The following is a 1,349-nucleotide window of genomic DNA, read 5'->3' on the forward strand; positions in this document are numbered from 1 at the left end:
GTTCAGCTTTTTTCTTTTGTACGAGTTGATATGGTTCATCATCAGAAAGATATCTTCCTGTGTAAGATCATCAAAGCTGCTTCCCTTCGGAAGAATCCGACGGATCAGCTCATGGTTCACTTCACAGGCACCTTTCTGATAAGGAGAACTGGGATCGCAGTAGAATACCTTCGTCCTCGTATAAGGATACTTTTCCCGATACTCAAGTTCTTTGGGATTTGAAAATTCACTCCCGTTATCCGTAAGGATTACAGGAAAAAGCCTGTTAAACGCTTTTGAGCCAAGGACTTCGTCAATGGCATTGAAAATGCGTATGACAGAACCGGATGTATTTGCTTCGCGAAGGAACGCCAACATAAGACTTGTCTCCACGAAATGTATTGTGAGCAGACATTTACCGCCAACGCGTCCTATCACGGTATCCATCTGGACAATGGTTGTTTCAGGGTTCTCCTCAAGGAACTTTTTAAAATCGGAATAATTCCTTCCTATCCTGCAGCCTCTGTCCACCTTGAATTCAGGCTGTTTGTACCGAGGTCGATACTTGACCTTGCGGGGCAGATCAATGTTTCTGATATCAAAAAGCTGAGCATCAACGTAATTGTACAGTGTTTTTTCACTGCACATCAGATCATCCACATGATCCAGGTAAACTTGATGCAGTGACTGCCCGTTGCGAACCAAAGGACTGATTATACCATTGATCCTGGCTATATCATCCTCATTTGACAGGATTCCTGTTCTGGATTCAGAAATGGTTTTATGAGCCATTTCATGGGCATCAGCCGGATCATAGATACGCTTTAAGAGTGTACATTTTGGAAGCTCTCTGCATCCATTGCAAACATAGGGAGGTTTACTCTTAACGGAACAGATGTCTTCCTCAAAATCAGGACAGTGTACGGTGCACTCGGAACAGATGCTACATTTGTATGCCGATTCATGAGTACATCTTGATCCACATATTTTCTTGGCCTTACATGAAACGCGGAACTTACACGGGTTATATGGATAGCCGGGACGACCGCTCTTCTTGTCGTAAGAATACTTTTTTACCTCCTTCGCAATGGTTGTGCGATCACGTCCCAGTTCTTTGCCAATCTCTCCGAAGGAGGCACTCTCCTGGAGTCGCTGGGCTATGATCAAACGATCTTCATATGATAAAAACCTTGACATGGTAGCTCCTTTCCAGCCGCCAGAAATCAAAGTATAACAAAAATGAGACCAACCTTCCAGTCGGCCTCACATGTTTGTAAGGGAGAATCCATACCCCTCTCTTACACCTATAATTATTAACTTGTACTACTCATCCGAGATACTGGGTATGGAATCTCGGATTACAATTGAGG

The 1,349-nt window shown here is 43.7% G+C and carries 1 protein-coding gene; it reads right to left on the minus strand.

Annotation, left to right across the window (positions count from 1 at the left end; all coding sequences use genetic code 11):
* Nucleotides 1–1,176: IS30 family transposase (locus B5D25_RS12660; protein ID WP_078788322.1), on the minus strand; the 1,176-nt coding region annotated here is incomplete at its 3' end.
* Nucleotides 1,177–1,349 lie beyond the last annotated feature (173 nt).

It is taken from the genome of Eubacterium ruminantium, assembly GCF_900167085.1.
In the GTDB taxonomy this organism is placed as follows: Bacteria; Bacillota; Clostridia; order Lachnospirales; family Lachnospiraceae; genus Eubacterium_Q; species Eubacterium_Q ruminantium.